Origin of the sequence: Achromobacter sp. ACM03 (assembly GCF_014851665.1) — a bacterium.
Taxonomy (GTDB): domain Bacteria; phylum Pseudomonadota; class Gammaproteobacteria; order Burkholderiales; family Burkholderiaceae_B; genus Achromobacter; species Achromobacter aegrifaciens.
The window spans coordinates 113,704-139,051 of sequence record NZ_JACVAD010000002.1 but is presented as its reverse complement, the minus strand read 5'-3'; the positions used below and the strand labels follow the sequence as shown (position 1 = coordinate 139,051).

Below are 25,348 nucleotides of genomic sequence, written 5' to 3'. Positions count from 1 at the left end.
AAGATGGGCCTGGCGGTCGCCCAGATGGGCGCTGTGAACCTTGCCGATTCCCGCGCGGCCGTGGTCCGCCGCCTGGTCGAAATGATGCGCGAGGCCGCCGCCCGCCGCGCGGAGTTTGTCGTTTTTCCCGAGCTGGCGCTGACCACGTTCTTTCCGCGCTACTGGATGGAAGACGCCGAGGCCGTCGAGCGCTACTTTGAAAAAAGCATGCCCAACGCCGACGTGCAGCCGCTGTTCGACACCGCGCGCGAGCTGGGCATAGGCTTCTACCTGGGCTACGCCGAACTGACGCCCGAAGGCCGCCAGTTCAACACCGCCATCCTGGTGGACCGCAGCGCCAGAATCATCGGCAAGTACCGCAAGATCCACCTGCCGGGCCACTCCGACCACAAGATCGGCGCGCCGTTCCAGCACCTGGAGAAGAAATTCTTCGAAGTCGGCGACCTGGGCTTCGGCGTCTGGGAAACCAGCGACGTGAAGATCGGCATGTGCCTGTGCAACGACCGCCGCTGGCCCGAGACTTATCGCGTCATGTCGCTGCAAAGCGCCGAGCTGATCGTGCTGGGCTACAACACGCCGTCCCTCAACATCCACTGGAACGAGCCCGCGCACCTGCGCACCACCACGCATGAGATCGTGCTGCAGGCCAGCGCCTACCAGAACGCGGTGTGGGTCGGCGCGGCCGCCAAATGCGGCCATGAAGACGGCCACCACATGATAGGCAGCTCCATGATCGTTGCGCCTTCCGGCGAGATCGTGGCGCGTTCCAGCGGCGAAGAAGACGAGGTGATCACCGCCCGCATCGACCTGGCCATGGGCCAGGCCTTCCGCGACCATGTGTTCAACTTCGCCAAGCACCGCAATCCGCAGCATTACAAGCTGATTGTCGAGCGCACCGGCGCGGGCGATCCGCTGCCCCCGGCGGCCATCGACTGAAGGCGACGCCTGCCCGCGGCGCGGGCGGGCGCCCTCCGCGCTGCTAGACTGCCTGCTGGCCCACAGACCGACCCGCAGCAGGCAACAACCATGCGCTTCATCGACACCGAACAAACCCGCAACGCCCTGTCCTTCGACGCCGTCATTCCCGCCTTGCGGGAGGCCTTCCGCGGCAGCGCCACCGTGCCGCCGCGGCATGTCCACGCCATCCAGTCGGGCAATGCGCACGGCACCTCGCTGATCATGCCCGCCTGGAGCGACCGCGGCTATTTCGGCGTGAAGATCATCAACATCTTCCCCGAGAACACCCACCAGGGCCTGCCCGGCCTGCACGCCACCTACAACCTGTACAGCGCCACCACCGGCGTGCCAATAGCCCAGGTCGACGGCGACATCGTCACCGTGTACCGCACGGCGGGCGCGGCCGCGTTGGGCGCGGATTACCTGGCGCGCGCCGACGCCAGCACGTTGCTCATCGTGGGCTCCGGCCGCATCGCCGGCCTGGTGGCGCAGGCCATGCGCACCGTGCGCCCGATCCAGCGCGTGCTGGTGTGGAACGTGCGTGCGGCCGGCGCCGAGAAGCTGGCGGGCGAGCTGCGCGCGCAGGGCTTCGATGCCGCGGCCGCCGCCGACCTGGAAAGCGCCGCACGCCAGGCCGACATCATCAGCTGCGCCACGCTGTCCACCGTACCGCTGATCCACGGCGCCTGGCTGCGTCCCGGCGTGCACCTGGACCTGATCGGCAGCTTCAAGCCCGAAATGCGCGAGACGGACGCGGCCTGCTTCGACGGCACCTCGGTCTACGTGGACACCGGCGAAGCGCCCACCAAGTCCGGCGACCTGCTGGCCGCCTTCGAGGCCGGCGCGCTCAAGCGCGAGGACATCCGCGGCGACCTGCACCAACTGGCTACCGGTGAGCTGCCAGGCCGCCGCGACGATCAGGAAATCACCGTGTTCAAGGCCGTGGGCAGCGCGCTGGAAGACCTGACGCTGGCGACACTGGTGTACGAATCGGTCAGCGGCGAACGCGCCTGAACGCGCAGCGTCCGCGCCCCTATTCGAAGCCGCGCGGGCCCAGCGCCTGGACCATGTAGTCGATGAAGGATTTGATGCGCGAAGAGATCGCGGTGTTGCGGTAGTACACCGCGTTGATCGGCTGGCGCACGTCCTGCGTCTGCTTCACCAGCAGCTGCTGCAAGGCGCCGCTGGCGCGGTCTCCGCGCGTCATGAAATCCGACAGGCAGACGACGCCGCCGTCGTTCAAGGCCAGTTGCCGCAGGGTTTCGCCGCTGAACGCGCGCACGTGCGGCTTGATGTGCAGGGCCTGGCCGTCGGCCTCCAGCAGAGGCCATTCGTTCAGCGCTTCCAGCTGGCTGAAGCCCAGCAAAATGTGCGCAGCCAGATCGGCCACGCGCCGCGGCGTGCCATGCGCGTCCAGATAACCGGGACTGGCCAGCACGCGCACGCGGCTGTGGCCCAGCGGCACCGCATGCAGCGATGAATCCTTCAGGCGTCCGATGCGGATGGCCAGGTCGGTGCGGCGCTCCAGCAGGTCGATGTTGCCTTCGTTGCTGTTCAGTTCCAGCTCCACCTGCGGATAGCGCTTGCGATAGCCCGGAACCAGCGGCGCGATCACATGCAGCATGAAAGGCGAGGCTGCGTCCACCCGCAAGCGCCCGGCCGGCTGGTTGCGGCGCAGGCTCATCAGTTCCTCGCTTTCTTCCACCGCGGCCACGATCTTGCGCGCCTGCTCCAGATAGGCGCGGCCTTCCTCGGTCAATTCCAGCCGCCGCGTGGTCCGGCGCATCAGCGTAGTCTGCAACTTCTCTTCCAGCCGGCTCATGGTCCGGCTGGCGGCGGAAACGGTCTGTCCCAGCACATCTGCGGCAGCGGTGATGGAGCCGCTGTCCACTATGGCGATAAAGACCTGCATTTCATCGAGGGTCGTCTTCATTCTTGCATTTATATCAAAAGTCTTTCGTGCATACCGGACTTTTTCCGCAAGTATCCGACGGGCACACTGCAGGCATTCCCGGGTATCTGCGCCCGGATCCGCGAACCCATCAGGAGTTACCCATGAACATTCCCGCCTTCGGCGTCGGCACCTTCCGCTTGCAAGGTCAAGCCGTCATCGATTCCGTGCGCAACGCGCTGGATCTTGGCTACCGCGCCATCGACACCGCGCAAATCTACGAAAACGAAGCCGAGGTCGGCCAGGCCATCGCCGAATCCGGCGTGCCGCGCGAGGCACTATTCGTCACGACCAAGATCTGGGTGCCCAACTACGCCCGCGACAAGCTCATCCCCAGCCTGAAGGACAGCCTGGCCAAGCTGCGCAGCGACTACGCGGACCTGACCCTGATCCATTGGCCCGCGCCTGGCAACGGCGTGTCCATCGAGGAATTCATGAGCGCGCTGGCCGAGGCCAAGACGCAAGGGCTGACCCGCCAGATCGGCATCTCCAACTTCCCCATCGCCGAAACCCGCGCCGCCATCGCCGCCGTGGGCCGCGAGCAGATTGCCACCAACCAGATCGAACTCAGCCCCTACCTGCAAAACCGCAAGCTCGCCGCCTTCCTGCAGGAACAAGGCATCCCGGTCACGTCGTACATGACGCTGGCCTATGGCAAGGTGCTGAAGGATCCGGTCATCGGCCAGATCGCCCAGCGCCACGACGCGACGACCGCGCAGGTCGCGCTGGCCTGGGCGCTGCAACTGGGCTATGCCGTCATTCCTTCGTCGACCAAGCGCGAGAACCTGGCCAGCAACCTGCTCGCCCAGGACCTGCGGCTGACGGACCAGGACATGGCGCAGATCGCGGCGCTGGAGCGCAATGGGCGCGAAGTCAGTCCCGAGGGCCTGGCGGCGCGGTGGGATTAAGCCGCAACTAGTGAAAATGCACCATTGCAAATCCAGGGCCTAATACTTTCAGATACTAGCGAACCGGCTTAGGCGCGCCTATATATCGCACTTACGGGCGCAATCTTCACTGTCGTCATGTCGTCTTGCCTCAAAACGCCGCCCTCGCGCTGAAAGCCTGTCTCCACTGGAGTACGCCATGGCTGCAAAGAAGCAAGCGGGGCGCGCCGCCCCGGCACGCAAGACGGCGGACAAAAAAAGGCAGGCCGCCACAGTCAGCACGGCGGCGGCCAAGACGCCCCGGCCCGCAGCGAAGCGCAAAAGCCGCAAGCCGCCGCCAGCGCTGCCGTTTCGCCGCACCGCCAAGCCCGACGCCTTCGACGTCCGCGACCTGCCGTTCCGCCCCAACATCTCGGTCACGCCCAAGACCGAGATGATTCCCGCAATGGGGTTGACGGTGAAGCACCAGGAAGACACCTCGGCCTGCACCGGCTTCGCCTTGTCCACCGTGGTCGAATACCTGCTGCGCAAGTCGGAGCGCGAACCGCGCCCGGCCATTTCGCCATTCATGCTGTACTCCATGGCCAGGCGCTATGACGAGTTCCCGGGTTCCGTCGACGACACGGGATCGAGCCTGCGCGGCGCACTCAAGGGCTGGTTCAAGCACGGCGCGTGTTCCCAGGAATTGTTTCCGGCCCTGGCCATGCCAGCGGCGGCCAACGAGACCGCCGACGACTGGTGGCTGGACGCCGTCAAGCGCCCGCTGGGCGCCTACTACCGCATTGACACGCGCAACATCGTCGAAATGCACGCGGCGCTCAACGAGGTCGGCATCCTGTACGCCAGCGCGGGCTGCCACGCCGGCTGGGACGATGGCCATGGCGTCACCCCGCAGAAGGCGCCGTCCACGCCGGGAGCCCAGCCGTTCTGGATCATCCCGCCCGACAAGCAGGACGCCGCCACCGACGGCCATGCCTTCGTCATTGTTGGCTATACCCAGGACGGCTTCCTGATCCAGAACTCCTGGGGCGAGGAATGGGGAACCCATGGCATGGCGGTGCTGACCTACGACGACTGGATGCGCAACGCCATGGATTGCTGGGTGGTGCAACTGGGTGTGGTCACGCACGAGCACACCAAGATATCGAACAGCATCACGCTGCGCACCGACGGCAAGAAGGTCACGCTGGCGGCGGGAACCGTGTTGCGCAACCGCGAGATCTCGCCCTTCATCGTCAACGTGGGCAACAACGGCAAGCTCAGCAACAGCGGCACGTTCCGCACCACACCCGACGATCTGCGCGCCATTGTCGACGTCCATATGAACGCCGCGCGCGAGAAGTGGGGCTTGAAGGACAGGCCCATGGACGTCTGCGTCTATGCGCATGGCGGCCTGGTGGGTGAAGAAGATGCGGCGGAAGCCGCCGCCGAATGGATACCGCTGCTTTACGAGAAGCAGATTTTTCCAGTCTTCCTGATGTGGGAAACGGACTTCATCACCACCGTGAAGAACATCATCCAGGACGCCGCCCACAGCGTGCCGCGCACCACAGGCGGCCTGGGCGAGCGGCTGGAGCGCTGGTGGAACCAGCGCCTGGAACGCTGGCTGGCCCGGCCTGGCACCGTGATCTGGGGCGAGATGAAGCAGAATGCCCAGGCCATGAGCGAACCGGCGCCCAAGGGCCTGACGCAGGAAGAAGCCGCGATGATCATGCTGTACAAGCACTTCAAATCGCATGTCAGCGAGGGCCGTGTGCGCCTGCACATCGTCGGCCATTCGGCCGGCGCCATCGTCGCCAGCCACTTCGTGCACCGCTTGACGGCGGACGGCGGCAAACTGGAGTCGCTCAACCTGATGGCCCCGGCAGTCACGCTGGACACCTTCCAGAAACTGGTCGTGCCGCACCTGAAGACGCGGGTAAAGCGCTATCAGCAGTTCCATCTTTCCGACCGTGCCGAGGAAGACGATCCCACCTGCGGCCCGTACCGCCGTTCGCTGCTCTATCTGGTGAGCGAATCCTTCGAAGGCGGCACCACCACGCCGCTGCTGGGCATGGAGCGTTATTTCAGCAATGCCGGCATTCCTTGCGACGCCGTGCATATATCACCCGCGGGCAGCCCCGCGCCCGGCTCGGCCAATCCGCCCGTGGCGGCCAGCACGCACGGGGGCTTTGACAATGACAAGGGCACTCAGCAGCAGATCATTGCGTTCATCAAGCGTTGAGGGCAGGGACCAGCCGGTCGCTATCTCAACTCCAGCGTCGCACCTATGACCTTCATCGTCGGCATCAGCTGGCGCCACGCATCCTTGGACATGGACGATGGCCGTCTGAGTTCGGCCGCGGCGGGATCGTCCAGCAGGTCGCCCTTGCAGGCGAACACGATGCTGTTGGTCATGTCGTCATCCACCACCTCGAACATGGACGAACCGAACGAGGCCCGCACCCGGTCCATGTAGTCATGATGGTCCGGGTGATTGACGTGGAAATTGATCACCAGGATGCCGTCCTCGCGCAAAGCGCGGAAACAATCGGCGTAGAACTCCGCCGAGCACAGCGGGCCCGGAATCCCGCCGATGCCGAACCCGTCCAGCAGGATCACGTCGGCATGGTCCGACAGGCCGCGCATATGGTCGGCCGCGTCGGCCTGCAGCACGCGGAAGCGGTCGTCGTCGCGCGGCACCATGAAGGCTTCGCGCAGGGCAATGACTGCCGGATCGATTTCCACCACGTCGATAGCGCTGTCCGCCAGATAGCGATGGCAGAACTTGGGCAGCGAGCCGCCGCCCAGCCCCACCATCAGGATGCGGGCGGGAGCCGGATTGAAAAGCACGAAGCCCATCATCATCCGCGTGTACTCCAGTTCGAGCGCATCGGGGTTGAGGGTGGACATGCTGCTCTGGATTTCCTGCTGCGTGAAATGCAGGGTGCGGCGGGTGCCCGAGTTCTGGATAAAGGGCCGGGGAGCGGCCGCTTGCGGCTCTGCAGGCGGGAAATCTGAGGAGGTTTGGGCGTCGTCGGGCATGAAACGGAGTGGCGTGCAGGAAAATGGGAAAAGATACCACTGCGCCGCGCACCCACCCAGCGATGTAGTCTCTTTGGCTGATACCGACGTCCATGATTGCAGCGTAAGCTCGCCGTGCAGGAAGCTGAGCGCCCGGCTTCGGAACGCGGACCCATGGCAATGGCTGGCATACATACCCATTACGACACGCTCCAAGTTTCGGAAAATGCCAGCGATGAAGTCATCCGCGGCGCATACCGCTATCTCTCGCAGAAATGGCATCCGGACAAGAATCCTGACAATCCCGAGGAAGCCAAGCGCGTCATGGCGCGCCTGAACGAGGCCTACGCGGTGCTTTCCGATCCGAAACGCCGCCAAGAGCATGACGCGTGGATCGCCGAGCAACGCGCCGCCGGCGCGCCCGGCGGCAACGGTGGCGGGACGAACGGGAAAGCGCCGCCGGGCTCCGGATCCACCGATACGCTGCGCGACTATTACGCCACCGAAATCGCCAAGGGACGCAATTTCTGGATATGGCCGCTGGCCTTCATCGGCTGCGCCATGGCGTTGGGCCTGGCCGCCAACCTCGTTCCATCGCTGGCCAGCCTGCTGATGAAATACCGCTACCTCACCCTGCTGCTGCTGCTGGCCGGGGCATCCGCGGTGACGACCTCGGCCAGGAAAAAGCACCGCGATCAACTGCTGCAACAGCACGAGACCCGGATTCTGGAGCAACGGTACACGGAACACATGCGGCAAAAGACCGTACGGCAGGTGGTCATCGGCGTCTCGGCCGTATTGGCAATCAGCGGCCTGCTTGCCTATTACGGCATGGGCTGGAATGAACGGCAAGACCAGCTCCAGGCCGCCAAGCCGGACAGCAAGAAGCCTGCACCGGCCAAGCCTGCGTCCCTCCAGATCGAGAACGCCTGCGGCCGGGACTTGAGATTCGCGGTGCACTATCTGCCCGACGGAGGCGAATGGCGCACCGAAGGCTGGTGGAACGTGGAAGCCAACAGTTCCACCGGCCTGCGCGGCGACCTGGGATTGATCGAATCCACCAACGCCATCTTCTACTACTACGCCGAATCGCTGGATCGGAAAATAGTCTGGCAAGGCCGCGACGACGACGAGACCGACGCAACCTATGCGTTCAAGGGGCGCAACTATCGCTTCGACCGGGTTCGCCTGGCCCGCGACGCCGATGGCAGCTATCAGCTCAAGCTCACCTGCTAGCGCATCAGCCGCGGACGTTCAGATCAGCAGCACCGGACAAGGCGCGTGGGCAATGACCCGCGAACACACCGACCCCAACAATGCGTCCAGGAACGGCGCCCGATGGTGCGACCCCATCACGATGGCCGTGGCCCCCACCTTGACCGCATGCGCCACGATCTTGTCCGGCGTGTGGCCCGTAAGCTCGTGGCACTCGAAGCCGACCTGGCCCGCGCGCAGGATCTCGACCACGGACTTCATTGCCTTGTCGCTCTCTTCGTGGTGCCAGGCGTCGATGTCGGCCTGGCCGATGAAGGCTTTGACGTCGCCCGTCACGTCGGGCTCGCAATGCAGTACATGCACCGTGAAATCCCGGTTCAGCAAAGGGCCGTCAACCAGATAGCGCGCCGCGGCATCGCTGTGGCTGGACCCATCGGTGGCAAGAATGATCGTGTTCATGACAGATCTCCGGTTCATGGGACTCATCCCTTATGGCGCGCAGCCCTGGCCGCGGCCCGTCTGGGCAGGATCAGGCTGGCGCCCACGGATGCCAGCAGGATAAGGCCTACCGCCCCTAGCGACCACTGCACCGGCACATGGAACCATGGCGCGGCCAGCATCTTGCCGCCGATGATGATGAGCACCGCGGCAAGTCCGTGCTTGAGGTAGCGGAAACGTTCGCGCATGTCGGCCAGCAGGAAGTACAGCGCCCGCAGGCCCATGATGGCGAAGATGTTGGAAGTAAAGACCAGGAACGGGTCGGTGGTGACGGCGAAGATGGCGGGAATGCTGTCGACCGCGAACACCACGTCGCTCGCCTCTATCATCAGCAGCACGACGAACATGGGCGTGGCATGCCGCAGGCCGCCGATGCGCACAAAGAACGACTCGCCGTGATAATCCTTGGTGATGCGCATCGACGAGCGCAACAGGCGCACCAGCGGATTGCGGGCAATGTCAGGCTGATGGTCCGCCCGGGCCAGCATCTTCGCTCCCGTCGCCACCAGCAGCACGCCGAACACATAGAACAGCCAGTCGAATCTCGACAGCAGCCAGACGCCCGCCAGGATCATGCCGACCCGCATCACGATGGCGCCCAGCACGCCGTACAGCAGTACCCGGCGCTGCAATTCCAGCGGCACCACGAAATAGCCGAAGATCAGCGAGAACACGAACATGTTGTCCACGGACAGGGACAGTTCGATCAGGTAGCCGGTATAGAACTCCAGCGTTTTCCGGTGCGCAATGTCGCGCCCCAGGGTGGCATCCAGATACCACCACATCAGGGCGCCGAACAACGCGGCCAGCGCCATCCATACGCCCACCCAGAACAACGCTTCGCGGGGCCGCACGCGGTGCGCATGGCGGCCTCCGAGCACGTAGAGATCCAGCGCCAGCACGACCAGCACAAAGCCTACGAACCCCGCCCACATCGGCAGGGTGGCAAAGGTCTCGACCCGATTCATCAGGACCTCCCGCCGTCGCTGCAAAACCGCTATGCGACAGCCAGCGGTACACAATGCATGTACGAATTCAGTCTAGAACTTCGGGAAGCGCCGAACAATTCGCCTGGATCGAACTGACGCTCAGGTTTTTCGGAACCTTCGCGGCATGTGGGGCGCCGACATTGGCAACTCAGCCCAGGTATTCCACGTTGCCGCAGACGGAAATGCTCTGGCCGCTGATGATGGCGCCTGCGTCTGAACACAGATACGCCACCTGATTGGCCACGTCCTGCGGGCTGGTCATGCGGCGCAACGACACCTTGTCCACAAGCTGCTCGCGCATCGCGTCGTTGCTCACGCCGCCAGCGGCGGCGCGGGCCGCAATGACCCGCTCAACCCGGTCGCCCGACACCACGCCCGGCAGCACGGAATTGACGCGGATGTTCGACGGCCCCAGCTCCATGGCCCAGGTCTGCGTCAGGCCGGCCAGGCCGAACTTGCTGGCGCTATAAGGCGTGCGCAGCGAAAAGCCCAGGCGGCCCGCGACGGACGAGATGTTGACGATGGATCCGCCGCCTGCCGCGCGCAGCAAGGCCACCGCGCTGCGCGCGCACAGGAAGGTTCCGGTCAAATTGACATCCAGCGTGCGCTGCCACGCGTCCAGCGTGGTTTCCTCCAGCCGGTTGGTGGGGCCGGACACGCCGGCATTGTTGACCAGGGCATCGAGCTTGCCCCATTTCCGCGTCAGTTCGCCGAACATGGCTTGGACCTGCGCTTCGCTGGATACGTCCGTCACGCTGACGCCCAGGCGCGGATGCGCGGCGGCAGCGGCCTTGCATGCCGCTTCGTCCACGTCGCAGACATGCACCTCGGCGCCCGCCTCCAGAAACGTGCGTGCGATCGCCAAGCCTATGCCTTGCGCGCCCGCGGTGATGAGGACGCGCTTTCCTTGCAGTGAATTGCTCATGGCTTTTCCTGGTCAGAGCGCGAACTCGGGCCGGATTCCGCTCTTGAGCGGCAGTCCCAGGATCTCGCGCGCTTCGGCTGGCGTGGCGGGTTCCATGTCCATTTCACGGATGATGCGCACGATGCGCTCGGTCAATTGGACGTTGGTAGCCAGTTCGCCGTGGCGGTAGTACAGGTTGTCTTCCAGGCCGACCCGCGCATGGCCGCCCAGCAGCAGGGCGGCCATGTTGGCCTCCAGTTGCGCGGGGCCGATGCCGCTGACGCAGAAAATGCTGTTCCTGGGCAGCAGGTCCACCATCATCTGCAAATGCCGCACCGAGAACGGCATGGCGTTCTGGAAGTTGCGGTGCACGTTCATGACCAGGTTGATGAAATGCGGCCCTTCGTCCAGTCCCTCTTCGATCAGCGTCGTGGCGTCCTGCAGGATATGCGTGGGGCTGAAGACTTCCCATTCTGGCTTGATGCCGCGCGCCTGCATGCCGGCGGCCAGTTCGCGGGCCTTGGTGAGCGGCGTGTTCATCAGGTATTCGCGGTCGCCGAACGCGAGGTTCAAGGTCGTGGCGTCCAAGGTGCACATCTCGGCGCCGGCGTCCATGCCCTTGAGCCGCTCTTCCCACAGGATCTCCCACGTGCCGGGAGAGGTTTCCTTGACCATGTCGCCATGCACGCCGCCGCCGGTGGAGTTGTTCAGCACGATGTCGCAGCGGTCGCGGATGAACCGGTTAATTTCCCGGTACACCGAAGCGTCGCAGGTCGCCTGGTCGTCGGGACGGCGCGCATGCAGCGCCACCACGCTGGCGCCCGCGTTATAGCAGCGGTACACGTCCTCCGCGATTTCCAGCGGCTGCGTGGGCAGGTGCGGATTCTGGCTTTTGAATGCCATGCCCCCGGTCGGGGCGATGGTCACGATGACTTTACGTTTGCTCATGAGGGTCACTTCCAGAGCGCGCAGCGGCTCTCTTCCTTGGTGGTAAAGGCCTGGTTGCCGTCGATGGTCTGCACGACGTTGAAGTAGTCCCAGGGCTCCTTGGACTGTTCCGGCGTCTTGACCTGCAGCAAGTACATGTCGTGCACGACGCGCCCGTCCGGCCGCACCACGCCGTTCTTGATGTAGACGTCGTTCAGCTTGTTTTCGCGCAGATAGGCCAGCACGCGGTCGGCGTCGTCCGTGCCCGTGGCCTTGACCGCGCGCAGGTATTGCAGCGCCGCGGAGTAGTCGGCCGCCTGCAGCGAGGAGGGCATGGCCTTGCGCTTTTCAAAGAAGGCGCGGGCCCAGGCGCGGGTCTCGTCCGACGCGTTCCAGTACCAGCTGTCGGTCAGGTACATGCCTTGCGAGGCGGGCAGCCCCATGGCGTGGATATCGTTGATGAACATGATCAGGCCGGCCAGGCGCATGGTCTTGGTGATGCCGAACTCGTTGGCGGCCTTGATCGAGTTGGTGGCATCCGCGCCGGCGTTCGCCAGGGCCAGGATCTCCGCCTTGCTGCTTTGCGCCTGCAGCAGGAACGAAGAAAAGTCGCTGGCCGACAGCGGATGCTTGACCGATCCCACCACCGTGCCGCCGCCGGCCTGGATCACCTTGGTCGTGTCCGCCTGCAATGCGTGGCCAAAGGCGTAATCGGCAGTCAGGAAGTACCAGCTCTTGCCGCCTGCCTTGACCACGGCCGCGCCCGTACCGCGCGCCTGCGCCACGGTGTCGTAGGCGTAGTTCAGCGTGTAGGGCGTGCATTGTTCATTGGTCAGCGCCGGCGCGCCCGCGCCCACCACGATGATGGGCCGCTTCTTGTCAGCGGCGACCTTGGACATGGCCAGCGCCGTACTGGAATTGGTGCCGCCGATCAGCATGTCCAGACCTGCCTGGTCAAACCATTCACGCGCCTTGGCTGAGGCGATGTCCGCCTTGTTCTGATGGTCGGCCGTCAGCAGCTCGATCTTCTTGCCGTTGATCTCGCCGCCCATCTCCTGGATCGCCATCTTGATGGCCTCGGCGCCGCCGGGGCCATCCGGCCCCGAGTACACGCCCGACATGTCGGTGATGAAGCCGATTCGAATAACATCGTCTGAAATCTGCGCCTGGACCGCAGGGGCGTGCAGCAGCGTCACGGCCAGGCCGCAGGCCAGGGCGCTGCGGGACATCATGCCTTGCATGGGCAACATGCTTGTCTCCTCTTGTGGGTTTTGGCGTCTGGCACCTCGGCTATTCTGGTGCCGGCCCCAGACCGCGGACAGTCATCATGGTGACAAAGCGCCCTAGGGTTTACCTGAGCGGCGCCACAACGGCTACGAAGGAGGCACACATGGGCGAACGGCTTGCCGACGCCGGCGACGAACCCTTGAGCGCACGGCGGCGGCGCGCGCAAGGCGCGGTGGACAAGATGCTTGACGTCGTCCCTTGGTACAAGGGCCTGCCGGAACTCGAACGCGACCTGATCCGCGCCGAATTGCGCGTGGTGACCCTGGCCGCGGGCGAGTTCCTGTTCCGCGCGGGCAGCCGTTCGCCAGGATGGTACGGCGTGGTGCAAGGCCTGGTGAAATGGTCCTCGCCCGGCGCGGACGGCAAGTCCCTGTCCCTGGCCGGCTTCAGCACCGGCAGCTGGTTCGGTGAAGCCACCATGATCCGTCGCGAGCGGTTCGAGTACGAGGTGGTTGCGCTGCGGCCCAGCCAGATCGTGATATTGCCGCGCGAGACCTGTGAACGGCTCTGGAACAACAACATCGAATTCACCAAGGCGCTGATGATGCATCTCGCGCAGCGCGTGGACTGGCTGATGAGCAGCTTCACGTCCAACGTGCTGCTCGACGTCGACACGACGGTGGCGCGCGCGGTCGCCGCGCAGTTCAACGCGGAAAGGCATTCCGGCACCAATGGACGGCTGAAGGTCTCCCAGGAAGAAATCGCCGGCCTGTGCGGCATTTCGCGGCAACGCTGCAATGCAGCGCTTGCGCGACTCGCCCGCGCGGGCGTGCTGGAAACCTACTATGGCGGGCTGGCCATCCTTGATGTGGACGAGTTGCACCGGCTTGCCAATGTCAAGAAGAGCGCCTAGGAAGCTGGCGTCGACGGTACAAGAAAAGATGCCAGTCAGAACAGAAATTCTGTCTTTGCGCCTGTTGGGGACAACTCTATAGTTGCCGCGGAAAAAAACCAACCGCTTATCCGCACTTGAGGAGTTCCCATGAAAGCCCCGTCCGCGCCCTCTGTTTCGCTCCTGGAGCCCTATGCCGGCGCAGAGGACCTGCCCCTGTACACGACCACCGTCTCCGTAACCGGCGGCGCCTCCGGACACGGCAGATCGTCCGGCAGAGCGGTCTCCAACGACGGCGAACTGGAACTCGAACTCAGGCTCCCCAAGGAGTTGGGCGGCAATGGCGGCGGCACCAATCCCGAGCAATTATTCGCAGCCGGCTTTGCCGCATGCTTTCATGGCGCCATGAAGCTGGTCGCCACGAAGAACCGCGTCCCGCTGCCGGCGGATTTCGCCATCCACTGCACCACGACTTTCGCGCGCGAAGCCTTCGACGGCCTGTTCTGCATCAAGGCCAGGCTGGAGATTTCCTTGCCCGGGCTGCCCAAGGACGTCGCCCTGGCGTTGGTCCACGAGACGGAATCGATCTGCCCGTACTCGAAGATGGCGGACCAAGGGATTGCGTCGTCGGTGCATCTGAGTTGAATGCCACAAGCGTTCCGGCTCAATCTTCCAGCACGACCAGGCAGGACACATCCGGCTCGCGCTGAGTGGCGATGAAGCGTTCAAACTTCAGCGTCTCCATGCTGAACACGCCGAGCTTGTCATTGTCCTGGCTGACATAGGCCAATGGCCGGGTCGGATGGTAGCTCAGCGCGATGGCGCGAGCCTCCATCGGAACATGCCCCAGCTCGCGAAGATCCGCCGGATCGACGATGGACAGGCTGCGTTCACCGTAGTTCGTGACCACCAGCCTGCCGTCGCGATAAAGGTAAAGGCGCGTTGCATCATCCCTCGACGGCGCGGATCGCAGCACCGTCATGGTCGCGGTGTCGATCGCGCACAAGGTGTTGCTCCAGCGGCAGGTAACGTAAAGCGTCTGTTCGTCGGTGCTGAGGGCATAGCCCTCGGGCTTCTCGCCCGGCGCACACGGCACTGGCGCAAAGGTCGCGTCGAAGGGCCGGATTTTCGTCACGGTGTGCGACAACAGGTTCATCGAGTACGCAGTCTCCCCATCACGGCTGAGCGCGAAAAGATGGCTCTTGATGCCTCCCGTCGATACGGCGCGGCGCGGCGCCAGGTCGCTTTCAGGATGATCGAGCACCAGCAGCTGTCCGCGGTCTTCGCTGAGCACAAAAAGCCGTCCTTCGCGATCCATCTGCATGCCGTGCAGGCGGTTGAAGGGCGCAACGTCTATGGTGCGGACCAGCCGGCGCTCGCGGATGTCGATCTGGAAGATCTTCGTGCCGCCCGCGCCCAGATGGCCCGAGGTCTCGACGCCGTAGTGTCCGACGTAGGCGTAGCGCCTGGCGGGGTCCACCACGAACTCGTGCGGATACTCTTCCAATTGAATGCTGTGCAGACGTACGCCGGTGGCAGCATCATAGAAACTGAAACAATGGCTGCACTTTTCCACCAACAGCAGGATTTCCTGGCTCATGGGCGCTGTACTCCTTCGGTATCAAGGGTAATTCGGTAGAGCGACGTGGACGCCGCGATGTAGAGCTGGTTGCGCAGCTTTCCGCCGAAAGTAAGATTCCCCACCTTCTCGGGAACGGCGATGCGGCCCAGGCAGGTTCCGTCCGGCAGCAGCACCTGGACCGAGTCGGCGCTGCTGATGTACAGCCAGCCGTGGCGATCCACGCGGAACCCGTCGGGCAGACCCGGACTCACGTCCGCGACCACGCGAAAGTTGGAAAGCGAGACGCCATTCACGTCGAATGCGACGATCCGGTGGTTGCCGCCGCCATCGGCACGCAACGCGGCCGACGTGTCGCTGACGTACAGCACGGACTCGTCCGGCGAGAACGCCAATCCGTTCGGCTCCTCCACCAGGGCACTTGCCGCATGCAGATGCCCGGTCTTCGGGTCGAAGCAGAACACATGGTTGGCGTCCTGTTCGCTGGGCGACTTGTGTCCCTCCCGGTCGCTCAGAATCCCATACGGCGGATCGGTGAACCATATGGTGCCGTCGCTGCGGACCACCACATCGTTAGGCGAATTCAGCCGCCGGCCTTCATGCCGGTCCACCACGATCTCGTCGCGGCGGCTGGCGTCCAGGCCCTTTGCGCTCAAACGGGTGCGCACGATCGCGCGCAGGCCGTGCGAGCAATGCAGCAGATCGCCGTTGAGATCGCGCACATGACCATTGGTGAACTCGGCTGCTTCGCGCCAAACCGTCATGCCATCTCGCGCCGACCAGCGCAGCATTCGGTTGTTGGGGATGTCGCTCCACAGCACCGAGTCGTCTTCGCTGATCCAGACTGGTCCCTCGCCCCACACGGCGCCGCTGCACAACCGCTCCAGGCGGGCGCCGCGCGCAACCGGCTCCAGCCTGGCATCCAGTATCGCTATTTCGTCCATCATGAAAACGGCCCTCTCGCCCGATTCAGTTCTTGCTCCCCCGATGCCATCCCCTTCCCGAGCTTGCGAACGCCCCAGCCCACGGGCTTGAGCGTCGCGCCGGGAAGTGAGGGGTCAAGGCCCCAGATGGCCTGGTACGTATCGATGCAACGCCCCTGGCGTTGCAGGCGCACCGCAAGGCTGAGCAGGCCGCCCCACCAGCAGGCGAGGACGAGCCACATCCAGCGCGGCGCATCGGCGGTCCACAAGCCCATCGCGATGGCGGCCATGGCCAACAGCAATGCGAGGTATCCGAGCGACTTGTGTACCCGTTCGAACCAGATGCGGCGCGGTGTCATGTCGTAGTGATCGCCATGCAGATCGATGGCCGCGCCATGCACATCCCTGCGCGGCGCAGTGGGACCGCCCTTGGTTCCCCGCAGATGGCCGCCCAGGACTTGCAGCAAGCCCAGCGCGAACAAAAACCATCCCAGGGCCGCATGCACATCCCGGACCGCGCCGCCGTAGCCATCCTGCTGCCACACCAGACAGATCCCGATCACGGTCACGGCTTGCGCGCAGTAATTGCACCACCGGTGGCCGTGCCACCAGGTCTTGTTGTCCAGCGTTGCGGGCCAGTGCTGCCTGGGCATGACTTTGAAGAATCTGGCCAGCACGACCGCCAGCGGCACCAGGACGCCCCAGGCGAACGTCATGATCCGCCCATGCCAGGACACCGCCGGCGCGATGAAATGCCCGGCCGCGCCGCTGATGGGCGTGGCGAGCCATTCGTAGAGATCGTGCAGCATGGCCGCGGCTCAGTGGCCGGTCCCGATGAGCTTCACGGCTTCCCCGGGTATGGGGGTGTAGCTGCTGCCGCCGCGGGCCAGGATCTTCTGCACGCCGCCATGGGCCTCAATCAACGCTCCCTGCTCGCGCTTGGCTTCCTGATCGGTCAGTGCCGGGTCGCAGATGTTCTCCAGCTGCCGGCGAAAGCCTCGCACAACTTCGCCCATGGCGGGATCCTGCGCGACATCGCGGACCTCCTCGGAGTCCTGTTCCAGGTCGAACAGTTCAGGCTCGAAACCTGTGTAATGGATGTACTTGTACCGGCCCTGGCGCAGCATGTAGGCAGCGCTGACGCCGCCTGCCGCGTGATACTCGCTGAACACCGCGCGCCCGGGGTCATACGGCGCGTCCGCGATATCGAAAAAAGAACGGCCAGGCATCCCCGCTGGCATTGGCATTTCCGCGCCCACTGCCTGCAGGATGGAGGGAAAGAAGTCCACATGCGACACCGGCGTGGCCACACGCCTGCCGGCGGCGACGCCGGGGCCGCTGGCCAACATGGGGACACCGGCGGACTCTTCGTACATGGTCGATTTTCCCCACAGCGCGCGCGCGCCGAGATTGTCGCCATGGTCCGAAACAAAGACCACCCGCGTCGTCCGCGCCAGGCCGCTCTCCTCCAGCGCATGCAGGATCTGCCCGACGTTCGCGTCCAGGAACGAGCACAGGCCGTAATAGGACGCGATGGCGATGCGCCGCTGCTCGTCGCTTTCAAAATACGAATCGAATCCGTAGCAATCGTTCCACGCCTTTATCCACGGGTGATAAGGCACGCGCTTTCCTGGCAGTTCGATGTCGCAGCCCGCGTACATCGCGTAGTACTCCGGCGGGGCGATCAGGGGCGAATGCGGCGATATGAAAGACGTGTACAACACCCAGGGCTTGTCGTGCCGGGCGCGGCTGGCCTCGCGCAGCCATGCCACCGTCCTGGACGTGATGTCGCGGTCGTAGCGGGTGTAGCTGCTCTCGCCCGGCCCGATGCTGCGCGCAAGGTCCGCCGATTGATGCCGCGTTGGCAGCGGATCCCGGATCAACCCGTAGAGGTCGCCCACGCCTGCCTCGATGTGCATTGGAATAATCTGCTCGGAAAAGCCGCCGTCGACGTCTTCTCCGCTGTAATGGAGCTTGCCTATAGACGTGACGCGATGGCCGGCATCCCGCAGCACGTGCGCCCAGCTGGGCATGCGGCCGTCATAGGCAATGGCGTTATCCCAGCAACGATTCTGGTGCACATGGCGTCCCGTGGCGAAGGCGGCGCGCGCGGGCACGCAGATGGGAGAGCTGGAATACGCGTTGTCATAGACGGTGCCGCCCGCCGCCAGACGGTCCAGATTGGGCGTCTTGACCAGAGGGTGTCCGTTGTATCCGAGCACTTTCTTGTTGTGCTCGTCGTCCATGATGATGAGTAGATTCTGCGCCTGCATCATTCTGCCTTCAGCTTGTTTTCTTGGATGACCTGCTTCCAGCGGACAGACTCCTGCGCCACGAACGCCTCCAGCTGCTTGCCGCTGCCTGGAGCCGGCTCGGCGCCCGCCTTCTCGAACTGATCCCTCACGGCAGGCGATGCCAGCGCGATCTGCAAGGCGTTTTCCAGTGCGGCGCTCACGGACGCGGGCAACCGCGCCGGACCGAACAGGGCATGCCAGTTGTCGATCGCGAAGCTCGGCAAGCCAACCTCTGCCGCCGAGGCCACGTCCGGCAAGGCGCTGGAACGCTTGGCGGCGGTCACGAAGAGGGGCACCACGCGCTTGCCCTGCGCCAGTGTCGTCGCGGCGGGAATGCCGGCGAAGGTCATGTCCACCTGGCCAGCAGCCACGGCCGTCATGGCCGCGCTGCCGCTCTTGTACGGAATGTGCAACAGCTTGCCGCCGAGCTGGCGCTGCAGCAGCACGCCCGCCAGGTGCTGCGGTCCACCTATGCCGGGCGAGGCATAGCTCATCTCCGTCGCAGCTCCCTTGGCCTGAAGCTGCGCATAATCGTTCACCGCCAACGCGGGCGAAGCCACCAGCACCAGCGGCACCGACGCCACCATGCCTATCGGCGTGAAGCTCTTGGCGGGGTCGTAGTCGACGGGATAGAACGACGGCGACAGCACCATGTTCGAGACCGTGCCCATCAGCAGCGTGTACCCGTCCTTGGGCGACATTGCCACGCTCTTCGCGCCTATCACCCCGGCCGCGCCGGCCTTGTTCTCGACGATGATGGACTGGCCCAGCAACGGGCCCATTTCATGGGCAAGCACCCGTGCCAACGCATCGGGCGCGCTGCCGGCCTCGGACCCCACCACAATCTTGATCGGATGCGACGGATACTTGTCGTCGGCCGCCGCCGTGGCGGCGAACACACAGCAGGCGGCGGCGAACAGCCAGGCCGACGGCGCGGCCCCGCGCCTTGCGGTAGCGCTTGCGGCCCGATAGCTTGCGATTGATCTCATGCCTTGTCTCACTCTTTCTTTTTTGAGGATGGCCTGGCGGCGCTTCCGTACCGCAATCATTCGCGCGCAATGCATTCCCGTAAAATGAAAAGTGTTGATGAATCGATAGCCCCTGGTTATTTGTAAACATGCCATCCACGCCCGTCTCGCATTTGCTGAACCGCCTGAGAATGCGTCAGATGGCGCTGCTGCTCGCCATCGACGAAGGCGGCACGCTGGGCGCCGCGGCGCGCGCCATCGGCATGACCCAGCCCGCCGCGACCAAGATGCTGCACGAACTGGAAGAGACACTGGGACAGGAACTCTTCGACCGCGTAGGGCGCGTGCTGAAGCTGAATGCCGCCGGCCGGCTGGCGTTGATGAGCTTCAGGGGCATGACGGGCACGCTCGAACAGCTGCAGCGCGGACTCAACGAACTGCGGCTCGGCCGGGCAGGCCGGCTCTCCATCGGCAGCATCATGGCTGCCTCGCCCATGTTCCTGACGCGCTCGCTGGCCAAACTCAAAGAGCAATACCCGCTGCTGTCGGTAGGCATCGAAGTCGGCACCAGCGACAGGCTGATGGAACAGCTGGACCGTGGCGAGCTCGACGTGGTGATCGGCCGCGTGCCCGGCGCCGCTGGCGCCTACCGCTTCCGCGCCCTGGCCGAAGAGGCAATCACGGTCATCTGCGCGCCCGGTCATCCATTGGCTCGCGCGCGCGCGCCGACCTTCGACCGCATCAAGGAGTTCCCGTGGGTACTACAACCCGAGGGCAGTCCCATGCGCGAAGTCATCACGCAGGAATTCATGAACCACCACACGGCCCTGCCACCGGGGCTGATAGAGACCTCATCCACGCTCATCACCGTGCACCTGGTCATCCACACGCAGATGATCGCCGCCTTGCCCCAGCCGGTAGCCAGGGGCTTCCAGGCGCACAAAATGATCGGGCTGGTGAAGTACCGGATGCAGAACCGGCTTGCATCCTACGGCAGCATCGTTCGTTCGGACCGGCCGCTGTCGTCGCAGGTCGAGCATTTCCTGCGGTTCATACATGAGGAGGGTGCAGTGGCCTGGTGAGGGGCAGGGTCCGCGATGGGCACCTTCACCGCATACACGACAAGCGCCAGCGCGGCGCAGCAACCCAGCAACAGATCCAGGCGCTGCGCCAGCCCCGCCAGCACCAGCGCCCCGCCCAGCAGGTTGTAGTAGAACAGGCTCAGGATCGCGCCTGCCGTGCCCGCGGCGTGTGCATAGTCGCGCAGCGCGTGCACCAGGATGTTGGGGATGGCGATCGCGTAGGCCGCCGCGATCAGGGCCATGCCGATCAGGAATACGGGATGCCGGATCCAGACCGCGACCAGTCCGGCGCCCAACGCCAACAAGGCAATGCCCAGCAGGACGAGGCGTCCCGAACCCCAGCCTCGCCGCAGCAAGGACGTGTTCAGGAATGCGCCGCATAGCGAAGCCAAGGCCAGCGCCAGACCGCTTTCGCCGAAGCCCAGCCAGGCGTCCTCCAGCTGTTCGAAGAGAAATGGCCCCAGCTGGTAGTAGCCGAAGATCGCCAGGTTGAAGACGGCGATCAGCGCCGCGCTGCGCCAGATCGCGCGGTCCTGGAACATGGCGCGCAGGACTGGCCAGAAAGGCCGCGCGGCGGCGCGGGCGGGGCGGGTTTCGGGCCAGCAAGCCAGGCTGGCGCAGTACAGCACGATGGCAAGCAGGAGCAGCGTGGCGAAGACTCCCTGGACGCTGCCACGCGCCGCGATCTCCTGCCCGACGGACATGCCCACGGCCGGGCTCACCGCCAGCGCGATCCCGAGCATGGAAAAGACACGAGCCAGATCCAGCGCCTGGTAGCCATCGCGCAAGGCGGTCTGCGTTACGATGGAGCCCACCGCAGCGCCAAAGGCGGAGATCAGGCGGGCCGCGAGCAACTGCCCGAAATCGCCTGCGATCATTGCGCCGCCCGCGCCCAGCGCGTAAAGCGCCAGCCCGGCAAGCAGCGCCGGCCTGCGGCCCCAGAGATCGCAGGCGCGGCCCCAGGCCACCACGCCCAGGGCAAAAGCCACAAACCAGAACGACAGCGTCTGCGACGCCTCCGCGGGCGTGGCGCGATACGCTTGGGCAATCAACGGCAACGCTGGGCTGTACAGGGTTTCCGCGATCTGGGGAAAACTTAGCAACAGGATAACTAGCGGCAGGGGCGGACGGCTGGGCATGGCGGCATCGGTAAACAGAGAGCCTGTTTTTAGCCGGGCGTCGCCATCGCCGTTGTAGCTCGACAGACAATAAACATCGGAACTCGGACAAATGGCCAGGCTTGCACCCACCGACGCGTTCAACCCCGACACCATGGCCCAGCCGGTGACGGGCATCGCGTCGCGCCTGATACAGCACGACTCCGGCCCGCATAGCCACGGCCGAGGCCAGCTGCTCTTCGCCCACGCCGGCTCCATACGCCTCGCAATGCCGGGGTTGATCGCGGTGTTGCCTCCCATCCGCGTGGCATGGATACCGCCAGGAACCGAGCACCGCGTCCTGATCCGCGGCGAAGTCGAGTACCGCTCGATCTATCTGGACCTGGAGCGTGTCGCGGCGCCGGCGGCCGCCGCCGCCATACTCTCGATGACGCCGCTATTGCGCGAGGTCTTCGAGCGCATCAGCCTGGAACCCTTCGACACCGACTGGTCCCAGGGCGCGCCGCGCAACCTGCTGGCCGTCTGCATGGACGAATTGCGCGCGGCAAGACGGGAACCCATGCTGCTGCCCGTACCCACGGACCGCCGCCTGGCCGGTCTGGACCTGGAGGAACTGCCGCCCGAACTGGAAGCCCTGTCGCAACGCGTCGGCGCGAGCGCGCGCACCATTACACGCATCTTCCAGCGCGAGACCGGCATGAGCTATCAGGCCTGGCGGCAGCTCTGGCGCCTGCTGCGCGCGGTGGATCTGCTGGTTGCGGGCCAGAGCGTGACCGCAGTGGCGTTCGATCTGGGCTTTTCCAGCGACAGCGCGTTCATCGCGTACTTCCGCCAGATGACGGGGGAAACGCCGGGGCGGTATGTACTCAACGAGCGATGAATTGCAGTAGCCGCTACGCACGCGGCAAAGCTACGCGGCGAGCCTGTCCGCCGCCGCCTGCAAGCCGCCGAGTATGCCGTCTGCCACCGCCTGCGGAAATCCGGGCGGCAATCTGGCGCGGACCATGCGCACCGCCTCGGGCGTGCGCGCGATCAGATCGTCCACGACGAACTGGACTCCCTGGCCGTCCGGCGTCACGACGCCATGTCGCGCGCCCACCGTCAGCCAGTGGCGCCGCTGGATGTCGCGCATGCGCCAATGCGGGTTCTTCGAACGCACCGCCATCGCCATCTTCGCGCGGACGGGCGACAGTTTGCCTGGCCCTTCGCCCAGGATCGGATAAGCGGACAGCACGTCGTATAGCGGCGTAAGTTCGTAGGCCCCGCCAGGCCGCAGGAACAGGCTGAAGTTCTTCGCGTGGCCGTCCGTTGCGCACAGCATCCAGAACAGGACCTGGGCCTGGAAAAACGTCCGCCGGTCTTGCTCTGCGTGGCGCGAGGTTTCGAGCAGACTCATGATGCGGTCGATGCCGGGTCCGCCGTCCGCCTCGTACTTCAGGTGCGGCGGGGTGCCGGTGGCCTGGCACATGTCTTCCTGCGGCAGGCGGATGAGACTACGCTTTCCGTTTTCGGCGTCCTGCCAGCGGCGGTCGAAACGTTCGACGGCGAGCACCTTCACGTCTTCGAAGCTGAGTACTTCCGTGCGCGCCACGGGCATGCCGTAGGCAGCCAGGATCTCCGAGCACAGCCATTCGTTTTCCACCGATTCGCTCAGGTCGAACTTCATATTGCCGACCAGCCCCAACGGCAACTTGAGGATGTGAGTCGTCGGCGTGGCGCCTTGGGGCAAGCACCATTGCCCGTCCATCCGCAGCAAGGCGGTCTTCTCTTGCGCACCTGCGATGGAGATGCGGAAATCATCCTCAGCGATGGCCAGGCCGCCGAGAGGCGCCGGCGCCAGAACGCTGCGCAACAGCTGCGCAACCTGGGCATCGTTCAAGGGCGAGGCTTGCACCGACGTCACGTCGGCAGGCGCTGTTCCCGCAGGCAGGATCTGCAAGGCGCCCGCGCAATCGCGGCCGATCTCGGCAAGCAAGGCGAACGCGTCGGTCGAGCCTGCCCGAAACCGGCGCGCAACCCGTTCGCGGATTTCCTTGCTGTCGGGCAGCAGGTTTTCGAAGTATGCGCGGACGACTTCGCCCCGATGCGGGCCATTGCCCGGCGTGAAGGGCAGGGACAGCGACAAGGGCCTGCCCGGCGCGGAGGCGACCCAGTCCTTGTCGTACTGCAGGACCTCGCCGGCGTGGGGTCGATTGCTCCATTCTCCGACATAGGTGCCATTCATCCATAGGCCCAGGACCTGCGTGTGTGAACGTCGCCCCATGGCTTTACCAGCTGGGTTCGGATGTTGTTTCGGGTCCCGGCTGCGCCCCTTGCTGGCGCAAGACCATTTCGACCCCCAGGATGCTCAACAGCTGCAGCAGCCGGTCTGCGCTGACCTTGTCGGCATTGCGCTCCAGGGCGGACAAGGTCTGTTGTGTGACCCCAAGGCGCAAGGCCGTGGCCGCCTGGGTCAAGCCGGCCTCTTTGCGGAACCCCTGGAGCAGGGCCGGCAATTGTGTCGCGGTGCGTACGGTGAAATCCATAATACAAATCCCAAGCTGTATTTCAGATATACAAAGTCTAGGCTGTAAACCTGAAATACACAATGTGATTTGTGGTTCTTTTACAGCCTATGATTTGTATTTCTTAAAAACAAATCATAGGCTGTATTTCACGGATAACGCCAGACTTCAACCCGCATGGTCCGGCTCCGCTTCTGCGAACCGGGCGACTACCGGCCTGCTGATCCCCCGCAACCCGTCCCGATCCTGGACACCGGCAACGGCGTATCGCCGCCCGTATTCCCCGCGTACTTGCGGATCTTCTCCGCCAGCTCCGTCGTAGGCTTTTCGTAGCCGTAGCAATAGGGCGGCGTCGGCGCAGCCTCGGGCCTGTAGTCCTGCAACACCGGCTTCGCATCGCCCAGGTACAGATTGTCCTTCAGGCGCAGGAAGGCCTTGTAGTCCCGCGTATAGCCGTGTTCGTCCTTCCGCGTTTCATAGGCGCCGCGGTCCGATTCGCCGTTTTCCAGCGCGCTGCGCTTGGCGGCGATGGGAATGTAGTGGCAGTAGTTCACGTTGATGCCTTCCACCGTCGGGAAGAACTCGGGCTCCACGCATTTGCGCTGCGTGGAGTTCTTGAAGATGTTGCCTTCGACCAGCGCCTTGGCCTCCAGGCTGAAACTCATGCCGTAGAAATCCCAGTCTTCCAACAGATTGTTGAAGAGATGGAAGGTGCCGAATTGCCCGCGCGGATTGCGCTGCACGGTGTTGAGGAAGTAGTTATGGTGCAGCGTCACGCGCGCGATCGAATCGCGGTCGTAGTTTGCGTAAAGGTTCTTCGAGGTGATGTTGTTGAGCAACATGACCTTGTTGGAATTGTGGAACTTGGTCCATGAGATCGTCACATCAGTCGAACCGTTCTTCACGTTCAGCAGCCGGTCCGACATCCGCGACAGATCCATGTGGTCCACCCATACGTCGCGGCTGTTGTTGGCCACGTTCACGGCTTGCGTCAGCCGCGACAAGCGTCCGTCTATGGTCAGGTGCGTGAGGATGACGTTCTTGCTGCCATATACGCCCAATCCGTCGTCGATCAGGGTCACGCGCTTGCCGCGCCCGTCGATGGTCGTGTTGGACGGCACGCGCAGCTGCTTATCCAGGACGATGGTCATGTCGGAGGCGAAGCGTATCCATGTGGGTCCCTTCTTTGCCTGCGCGAGCGCGGCGCGCAGCGTTCCGGGACCCGAGTCCTGATCGGACGTAACGTCGATGAACTTTCCGCCCAGGCCGCCCGTGGCCTGGGCGCCGTAGCCCTCGCGCTGCTGCAGCAGCGCGGCGACGGACGGACAATGCTCGTCCGGACTTTTGCATGCGTCGGCGGCGGCCGCAGCCCCGCCGTACGACATGGCCAGGACAAGCAGCCAGCGCGCGGTCTTGATTGCAGCCTTCAT

The 25,348-nt window shown here is 64.5% G+C and carries 25 protein-coding genes; 9 read left to right on the top strand and 16 right to left on the bottom strand.

Annotation, left to right across the window (positions count from 1 at the left end; translation table 11 throughout):
* Positions 1-3 precede the first annotated feature (3 nt).
* Positions 4-936 (top strand): N-carbamoyl-D-amino-acid hydrolase, encoded by a 933-nt coding sequence (locus IB257_RS08875; protein ID WP_192330735.1) that lies wholly within the window; start codon positions 4-6, stop codon positions 934-936.
* A gap of 90 nt (positions 937-1,026) precedes the next feature.
* Entirely contained in the window at positions 1,027-1,971 is a 945-nt protein-coding gene (locus IB257_RS08870; protein ID WP_192492197.1) for an ornithine cyclodeaminase family protein, read from the top strand.
* A 19-nt stretch (positions 1,972-1,990) separates the two neighbouring features.
* Here IB257_RS08870 and IB257_RS08865 read toward each other — a convergent pair whose 3' ends face one another.
* Positions 1,991-2,890, bottom strand: a complete 900-nt coding sequence (locus tag IB257_RS08865; protein ID WP_125470605.1) for a LysR substrate-binding domain-containing protein — start codon at positions 2,888-2,890, stop codon at positions 1,991-1,993.
* Positions 2,891-3,012: 122 nt separating this feature from the next.
* On the opposite strand from IB257_RS08865, the gene dkgB reads away from it, so the two are divergent.
* Together dkgB and IB257_RS08855 are read left to right on the top strand one after the other, a co-directional pair.
* Positions 3,013-3,816, top strand: a complete 804-nt coding sequence (dkgB, locus tag IB257_RS08860; protein ID WP_192492196.1) for a 2,5-didehydrogluconate reductase DkgB — start codon at positions 3,013-3,015, stop codon at positions 3,814-3,816.
* Between the two features lie 178 nt (positions 3,817-3,994).
* Complete coding sequence (locus tag IB257_RS08855; RefSeq protein ID WP_192492195.1) at positions 3,995-6,019, top strand: hypothetical protein; 2,025 nt, start codon at positions 3,995-3,997, stop codon at positions 6,017-6,019.
* A gap of 20 nt (positions 6,020-6,039) precedes the next feature.
* Here IB257_RS08855 and IB257_RS08850 read toward each other — a convergent pair whose 3' ends face one another.
* Positions 6,040-6,819 carry a fused MFS/spermidine synthase gene (locus IB257_RS08850; protein ID WP_119449885.1) on the bottom strand — a complete coding sequence of 260 codons (780 nt, stop codon included), beginning with the start codon at positions 6,817-6,819 and terminating at the stop codon, positions 6,040-6,042.
* 159 nt (positions 6,820-6,978) lie between these two features.
* On the opposite strand from IB257_RS08850, the gene IB257_RS08845 reads away from it, so the two are divergent.
* On the top strand, positions 6,979-8,034 hold the full coding sequence (locus tag IB257_RS08845) for a DnaJ domain-containing protein (protein ID WP_181953335.1): 1,056 nt from the start codon (positions 6,979-6,981) through the stop codon (positions 8,032-8,034).
* An 18-nt stretch (positions 8,035-8,052) separates the two neighbouring features.
* Here IB257_RS08845 and IB257_RS08840 read toward each other — a convergent pair whose 3' ends face one another.
* From IB257_RS08840 to IB257_RS08820, 5 genes are all read right to left on the bottom strand, one after another.
* A complete protein-coding gene (locus IB257_RS08840; protein WP_054455392.1) occupies positions 8,053-8,472 on the bottom strand; it encodes a universal stress protein in 420 nt (139 codons plus the stop codon).
* 23 nt (positions 8,473-8,495) lie between these two features.
* Positions 8,496-9,479: a TerC family protein gene (locus tag IB257_RS08835; RefSeq protein ID WP_192492194.1), complete on the bottom strand. Its 984-nt coding sequence runs from the start codon at positions 9,477-9,479 to the stop codon at positions 8,496-8,498.
* 169 nt (positions 9,480-9,648) lie between these two features.
* Positions 9,649-10,425: an SDR family oxidoreductase gene (locus IB257_RS08830; protein ID WP_192492193.1), complete on the bottom strand. Its 777-nt coding sequence runs from the start codon at positions 10,423-10,425 to the stop codon at positions 9,649-9,651.
* Positions 10,426-10,437: 12 nt separating this feature from the next.
* Complete coding sequence (locus tag IB257_RS08825) at positions 10,438-11,352, bottom strand: 3-keto-5-aminohexanoate cleavage protein (protein ID WP_192492192.1); 915 nt, start codon at positions 11,350-11,352, stop codon at positions 10,438-10,440.
* 5 nt (positions 11,353-11,357) lie between these two features.
* On the bottom strand, positions 11,358-12,581 hold the full coding sequence (locus IB257_RS08820) for an ABC transporter substrate-binding protein (protein WP_370540098.1): 1,224 nt from the start codon (positions 12,579-12,581) through the stop codon (positions 11,358-11,360).
* A gap of 140 nt (positions 12,582-12,721) precedes the next feature.
* Here IB257_RS08820 and IB257_RS08815 point away from each other — a divergent pair, with 140 nt between their 5' ends.
* Together IB257_RS08815 and IB257_RS08810 are read left to right on the top strand one after the other, a co-directional pair.
* Positions 12,722-13,471 (top strand): Crp/Fnr family transcriptional regulator, encoded by a 750-nt coding sequence (locus IB257_RS08815; protein ID WP_225588860.1) that lies wholly within the window; start codon positions 12,722-12,724, stop codon positions 13,469-13,471.
* A gap of 129 nt (positions 13,472-13,600) precedes the next feature.
* Positions 13,601-14,095, top strand: coding sequence for an Ohr family peroxiredoxin (locus IB257_RS08810; protein ID WP_054455400.1), 495 nt, complete (start codon positions 13,601-13,603; stop codon positions 14,093-14,095).
* 19 nt (positions 14,096-14,114) lie between these two features.
* Here the strand turns inward: IB257_RS08810 and IB257_RS08805 are convergent, their stop codons facing one another.
* The 5 genes from IB257_RS08805 to IB257_RS08785 are packed head-to-tail and all read right to left on the bottom strand — an operon-like array spanning position 14,115 to position 19,235.
* Positions 14,115-15,050, bottom strand: a complete 936-nt coding sequence (locus IB257_RS08805) for a YncE family protein (protein ID WP_192492191.1) — start codon at positions 15,048-15,050, stop codon at positions 14,115-14,117.
* Entirely contained in the window at positions 15,047-15,973 is a 927-nt protein-coding gene (locus IB257_RS08800) for an SMP-30/gluconolactonase/LRE family protein (protein ID WP_192492530.1), read from the bottom strand. The genes IB257_RS08805 and IB257_RS08800 overlap by 4 nt, the downstream gene beginning before the upstream one ends.
* Positions 15,973-16,761: a cytochrome b561 domain-containing protein gene (locus tag IB257_RS08795; RefSeq protein ID WP_225588859.1), complete on the bottom strand. Its 789-nt coding sequence runs from the start codon at positions 16,759-16,761 to the stop codon at positions 15,973-15,975. The genes IB257_RS08800 and IB257_RS08795 overlap by 1 nt, the downstream gene beginning before the upstream one ends.
* Before the next feature lie 9 nt (positions 16,762-16,770).
* Positions 16,771-18,228, bottom strand: coding sequence for a sulfatase-like hydrolase/transferase (locus IB257_RS08790; RefSeq protein WP_370540097.1), 1,458 nt, complete (start codon positions 18,226-18,228; stop codon positions 16,771-16,773).
* On the bottom strand, positions 18,225-19,235 hold the full coding sequence (locus tag IB257_RS08785) for a tripartite tricarboxylate transporter substrate binding protein (RefSeq protein WP_225588858.1): 1,011 nt from the start codon (positions 19,233-19,235) through the stop codon (positions 18,225-18,227). Before IB257_RS08785 ends, IB257_RS08790 begins: the two co-directional genes overlap by 4 nt.
* Positions 19,236-19,363: 128 nt before the next feature.
* Between IB257_RS08785 and IB257_RS08780 the strand changes: the two genes are divergently transcribed.
* Positions 19,364-20,296, top strand: coding sequence for a LysR family transcriptional regulator (locus IB257_RS08780; RefSeq protein ID WP_192492190.1), 933 nt, complete (start codon positions 19,364-19,366; stop codon positions 20,294-20,296).
* Here the strand turns inward: IB257_RS08780 and IB257_RS08775 are convergent.
* A complete protein-coding gene (locus tag IB257_RS08775; RefSeq protein ID WP_192492189.1) occupies positions 20,203-21,435 on the bottom strand; it encodes an MFS transporter in 1,233 nt (410 codons plus the stop codon). The two genes, IB257_RS08780 and IB257_RS08775, sit on opposite strands and share 94 nt — an antisense overlap.
* A gap of 91 nt (positions 21,436-21,526) precedes the next feature.
* On the opposite strand from IB257_RS08775, the gene IB257_RS08770 reads away from it, so the two are divergent.
* The gene (locus tag IB257_RS08770) at positions 21,527-22,294 is read left to right on the top strand and encodes a helix-turn-helix transcriptional regulator (protein WP_192330593.1); all 768 of its coding nucleotides are present in this window, start codon (positions 21,527-21,529) and stop codon (positions 22,292-22,294) included.
* 30 nt (positions 22,295-22,324) lie between these two features.
* On the opposite strand, the gene IB257_RS08765 is transcribed toward IB257_RS08770, so the two are convergent.
* The 3 genes from IB257_RS08765 to IB257_RS08755 all read right to left on the bottom strand — a co-directional run bounded on the left by IB257_RS08765 (position 22,325) and on the right by IB257_RS08755 (position 25,348).
* Entirely contained in the window at positions 22,325-23,677 is a 1,353-nt protein-coding gene (locus IB257_RS08765; protein ID WP_192492188.1) for a type II toxin-antitoxin system HipA family toxin, read from the bottom strand.
* Positions 23,678-23,681: 4 nt separating this feature from the next.
* Positions 23,682-23,942, bottom strand: coding sequence for a helix-turn-helix domain-containing protein (locus IB257_RS08760; RefSeq protein WP_054455917.1), 261 nt, complete (start codon positions 23,940-23,942; stop codon positions 23,682-23,684).
* Positions 23,943-24,127: 185 nt separating this feature from the next.
* The gene (locus IB257_RS08755) at positions 24,128-25,348 is read right to left on the bottom strand and encodes a polysaccharide lyase family 1 protein (RefSeq protein WP_054455409.1); all 1,221 of its coding nucleotides are present in this window, start codon (positions 25,346-25,348) and stop codon (positions 24,128-24,130) included.